At 74.9% G+C, this 4,638-nt stretch carries 4 protein-coding genes; all 4 read left to right on the forward strand.

Annotated elements, in window-relative coordinates; all coding sequences use genetic code 11:
- Window positions 1–475 precede the first annotated feature (475 nt).
- Window positions 476–1,420: a hypothetical protein gene (locus ACIQ5Y_RS39770; RefSeq protein ID WP_403892451.1), complete on the forward strand. Its 945-nt coding sequence runs from the start codon at window positions 476–478 to the stop codon at window positions 1,418–1,420.
- A gap of 81 nt (window positions 1,421–1,501) precedes the next feature.
- Complete coding sequence (locus ACIQ5Y_RS39775) at window positions 1,502–2,506, forward strand: NAD-dependent epimerase/dehydratase (RefSeq protein WP_403892454.1); 1,005 nt, start codon at window positions 1,502–1,504, stop codon at window positions 2,504–2,506.
- The gene (locus tag ACIQ5Y_RS39780; RefSeq protein ID WP_403892456.1) at window positions 2,494–3,249 is read left to right on the forward strand and encodes a spherulation-specific family 4 protein; all 756 of its coding nucleotides are present in this window, start codon (window positions 2,494–2,496) and stop codon (window positions 3,247–3,249) included. Before ACIQ5Y_RS39775 ends, ACIQ5Y_RS39780 begins: the two co-directional genes overlap by 13 nt.
- Before the next feature lie 76 nt (window positions 3,250–3,325).
- The gene (moeZ, locus tag ACIQ5Y_RS39785) at window positions 3,326–4,504 is read left to right on the forward strand and encodes an adenylyltransferase/sulfurtransferase MoeZ (protein ID WP_403892459.1); all 1,179 of its coding nucleotides are present in this window, start codon (window positions 3,326–3,328) and stop codon (window positions 4,502–4,504) included.
- The last annotated feature ends 134 nt before the right edge of the window (window positions 4,505–4,638 follow it).

Consider the following 4,638-nt stretch of genomic DNA (forward strand, 5'->3'; position numbering starts at 1 on the left):
GGTGGGTTGGGGGGGGCCCCCCCCGGCCCCCCGGCGGCACACGCCCGGGGGGGGGTGGTTGTGGGGGGGGGGGGGCGGGGGGGGGGGGGGGGCGGGCGCGGCGCGGTGGCGGGGGGCCCGGCCCCCGGACCCCCGCTCCTCAAACGCCGGAGGGGCTGAGGTGGCCCCCGGTGGGGCTGAGGTGGGCCCCGGTTGGGCCGGGGTTGGCCCCGGTTGGGCCGGGGTTGGCCCCGGTGGGGCTGAGGTTGGCCCCGGTTGGGCTGGGGTGGCTCCCGGTGGGGCTGAGGTGGCCCCCGGTGGGGCCGGGGTTGGCCCCGGTTGGGCTGGGGTGGCTCCCGGTGGGGCTGAGGTTGGCGCCGGAGGGGCTGGGGTGGCCCCCGGTGGGGCTGGGGTGGCCCCCGGTGGGGCTGGGGTTGGCGTCGGTGGGGCCGAGGTGGGCCCCGGTGGGGCTGGGGTGGGCCCCGGTGGGGCCGAGGTGGCTTCCGGTGGGGCTGGGGTTGGCGTTGGTGGGGACGGGCGGGGGCGTATCGGAGACGATGGAGGCACCCCCGGAGCGGCGCCGCAGGCGGCCCGGCGGCGGGGCGGGGGAGACCCCGTCAAGGCGCTGCTGCACCGGCACCGGGAGCTCTGCGAACGCGCCGTCGACCCGCTGGAGATCGCCGCCGGCCTGGAGGCGCACGGGATCACCGACCGCACCGCCGCGCGGTTCCGGCACCGGGACGTCTTCTCGCTCGCCGAGGAGCTGTACGCCCGGACCCCGCGCGGCGAGCACCCCGGCGGCCGGCCCGCCCGCGTCCCCGCGGGGGTCCGCGCGTTCCGGGGGTTCGGGTACGCCCTGCTGCCCGGGGCGACCGCGCTCGGCGCGGCCGCCGCCGGGGTCGCGTGGGCCGGGGCCCTCACCGTGGCGGTCACCGTGGCCGCCCTGGTGTGGCCCGGGCGTTCCGCCGGGCCCCGGCTCGCGTGGGGCCCGTACCTGCTCGCCGCCGCCGTCACCGGCTGGGCCGTGTACCGGCACGGCACGGCCCTCGGCGTCGGCCTCGCGCTCGCCGTCGCCCCCGCCCACCTGGTCGCCGAGACCTTCGCCGCCCGGGCCCGGGCCCGGCTCACCGGGAGCCGGGCGCTGGAGGAGTTCGCGGACCGGGCCCGCCCCCTGTTCCTCGCGGCGGCCGCGCTCTTCGCCGCGGCCGCCGCCGGGGCGGCAGCCCTCGCCGGGGCGCCGCCGCGCGCGGCCGTGCCGCTCGCCCTGCTGTTGTTCCTCACCCGCCTCCTGCTCCGGCACGGCGCCCGCAGGGCCCCGATCGCCGCGGCGCTGGCGTTCGCCCTGGTCCCGGTACCGGCCGCGGCGCTCGCCGCCGTCGCGGGACTCCTCGTACAGGCCGTACTCGTGCTGGCCCGGGCTTCCGCGCACGCACGTACCTGACATCGCCCCACCCGTTCCGCACACATCGACCCACAAGGAGAAGGACATGACCGGGCAGCCAACCAACCAGGGGGCCACGCGATGAGGGTGCTGCTGATCGGAGCCAACGGATACCTCGGCCGCTACGTCGCCGACCGGCTGCTCGCCGACCCCGCCGTGCAGCTCACCGCGCTCGGCCGAGGGGACGACGCCGACGTACGGTTCGACCTCGCGACCGGCAGCCCCGGCGCGCTCACCCGCTTCCTCGACGCCGTCCACCCGGGCGTCGTCATCAACTGCGCCGGCGCCACCCGCGGCGGCGCCCGAGAGCTCACCCGGCACAACACCGTCGCCGTGGCGACGATCTGCGAGTCGCTGCGCCGCAGCGGCTGCGGGGCCCGCCTCGTCCAGCTCGGCTGCGCCGCCGAGTACGGGCCCAGCCAGCCCGGGTCGTCGACGGCCGAGGACGCCGTGCCGAGACCCGGAGGACCGTACGGAGTCAGCAAGCTGGCCGCCACCGAACTGGTGCTGGGCTCCGGGCTGGACGCCGTCGTCCTGCGGATCTTCTCGCCCGTCGGCCCCGGCACCCCCGCCGGATCCCCGCTGGGCCGGCTCGCCGAGGCCATGCGCCGCGCCATGCAGTCCGGCGACGGGGAGCTCAAGCTCAGCGGGCTCGGCGTGCAGCGCGACTTCGTGGACGTACGGGACGTGGCGCGGGCCGTGCACGCCGCCTCCCTGTCGGCGGCCCAGGGCGTGGTGAACATCGGCACCGGCCGCGCGGTCAGGCTGCGGGACGCGGCCGCCGTGCTGGCGCGGGTCGCCGGATACGGCGGCGCCCTGCACGAGCTGGACGTCCCGCACGGCGGAGCCCAGCAGGGGCATCCGGGGCGCCCCGGCGGGCTCGCCGCCATCGCGTCGCCCCGCTCCGAGGCCACGGCCGAGCAGATCGCCGCCTCGGTCCCGCAGCCCTACCCCTACCCCGACGGCTGCGGCGCCTGGCAGCAGGCCGATGTCCGCACCGCCCGCGACCGGCTCGGCTGGCGGCCCCGGATCAACCTGGAGGAATCCCTCGCCGACATCTGGATGGAGGCGGCGTGCCGCATCTGACCACCCCGCCCGGGACGGCCACGGCCGCCGCGACCGGGGCGGGCCGCATCGGCCTCGGCATCCCCGGCTACGCGCACCCGCTGCTCGCCCCCGTCGAATGGGCCGAGCTGACCCGCCCCGGCACCCCGCTGCACTGGGCCGTGCTCAACGTCACGGACGGCCCGGGTGGTCGGCCCGACCCGCACTGCACGGAGGCGGCGGCGAAGCTCCGTGCGGTGGGCGGCACGGTGCTCGGGCACCTCGCCGTGCGGGGCGGCGAGCGGTCGTTCGGGGAGCTGCTCTCCGACGCGCACCGCTTCCGCGACTGGTACGGCGTCGGCGGCTTCTACCTGGCTGGGGCCCCCGCCGACCGGGCGGAGCTGGCCTCGGTGCGCCGGGTCGTGGACGCCCTGCGAGGGCTGGGCGAGGCCCCGCTGATCGTGCTCGGGCACGGCACCCACCCCCACGAGGGCTACGCGGAGGTCGCCGACCAACTGGTCACCTTCTCCGGTGCCTGGGCCGACTACCGCTGGTCGCAGGTGGCCGAGTGGACCGCCGACCATCCGCCGGAGCGCTTCTGCCACCTCGTCCACGGGGTGCCGCGCACGCACCTGGAGGAGGCCGTCCGCATCGCCCGCTGGCAGGGCGCGGGCACGATCTGGTTCACGGACCGGCGGGGCACGCCCGACCGTGACCCGTGGGAGTCGATGCCCGGCTACTGGGACGAAATCGTCTCGCAGATCGGGACGGGTGTCTCGGAATGAAAAAGGGCGTGGCACTGTTACGGGATAGAACAACCTACAAATTCCCCGCATCCGCGGGGATGACCCTGGAGTCCCCGTGTCGCTGCCACCCCTGGTCGAGCCAGCTGCTGAGCTCACCGTTGACGAGGTCCGCCGGTACTCGCGTCACCTGATCATCCCCGATGTCGGGATGGACGGCCAGAAGCGCCTGAAGAACGCCAAGGTGCTCGCCGTGGGTGCCGGTGGCCTCGGTTCGCCCGCCCTCATGTACCTTGCCGCGGCCGGCGTCGGCACGCTGGGCATCGTGGAGTTCGACGAGGTCGACGAGTCGAACCTGCAGCGCCAGATCATCCACAGCCAGGCCGACATCGGCCGCTCCAAGGCCGAGTCCGCCCGCGACTCCGTCCTCGGCATCAACCCGTACGTGAACGTGGTCCTGCACGAAGAGCGGCTCGAAGCCGACAACGTGATGGACATCTTCAGCCAGTACGACCTGATCGTCGACGGCACGGACAACTTCGCCACCCGCTACCTGGTGAACGACGCCTGCGTGCTGCTGAACAAGCCGTACGTGTGGGGTTCGATCTACCGCTTCGACGGTCAGGCCTCGGTCTTCTGGTCCGAGCACGGCCCGTGCTACCGCTGCCTGTACCCGGAGCCCCCGCCGCCGGGCATGGTCCCGAGCTGCGCCGAGGGCGGCGTGCTGGGCGTGCTCTGCGCGTCCATCGGCTCCATCCAGGTCACCGAGGCCATCAAGGTCCTCACGGGCGTCGGTGAGCCGCTGGTCGGCCGCCTGATGATCTACGACGCCCTGGAGATGCAGTACCGCCAGGTCAAGGTCCGCAAGGACCCCGACTGCGCGGTCTGCGGTCCGAACGCGACCGTCACCGAGCTCATCGACTACGAGGCCTTCTGCGGCGTCGTGTCGGAGGAGGCCCAGGAGGCCGCCGCCGGCTCCACGATCACTCCCAAGCAGCTCAAGGAGTGGATCGACGCCGACGAGAAGATCGAGATCATCGACGTCCGCGAGAAGAACGAGTACGAGATCGTCTCGATCCCCGGCGCGAAGCTGATCCCCAAGGGCGAGTTCCTGATGGGCAACGCCCTCCAGGACCTGCCGCAGGACAAGAAGATCGTCTTGCACTGCAAGACGGGTGTCCGCAGTGCGGAAGTCCTCGCGGTGCTGAAGTCCGCGGGCTTCGCCGACGCGGTCCACGTCGGTGGCGGCGTCATCGGCTGGGTCCACCAGATCGAGCCCCAGAAGCCGGTCTACTAAGCCAGACCCGAGAGGGGCCGGTCCGCGCACGTGCGCGGACCGGCCCCCCGACGGGTTACAGGCCGCAGGCGACCGACGGGCGGGGTGGGGGGCCACCGCACCCCGAAGCTGCAGAAAAAGGCGAGGGACACGTG

It is taken from the genome of Streptomyces sp. NPDC096339, assembly GCF_044762985.1.
In the GTDB taxonomy this organism is placed as follows: Bacteria; Actinomycetota; Actinomycetes; order Streptomycetales; family Streptomycetaceae; genus Streptomyces.

Bases quoted from the DNA above. Each gene is read 5' to 3' on its own strand.
- ACIQ5Y_RS39775 (WP_403892454.1), top strand. From the start codon at position 1,502: ATGAGGGTGCTGCTGATCGGAGCCAACGGATACCTCGGCCGCTACGTC.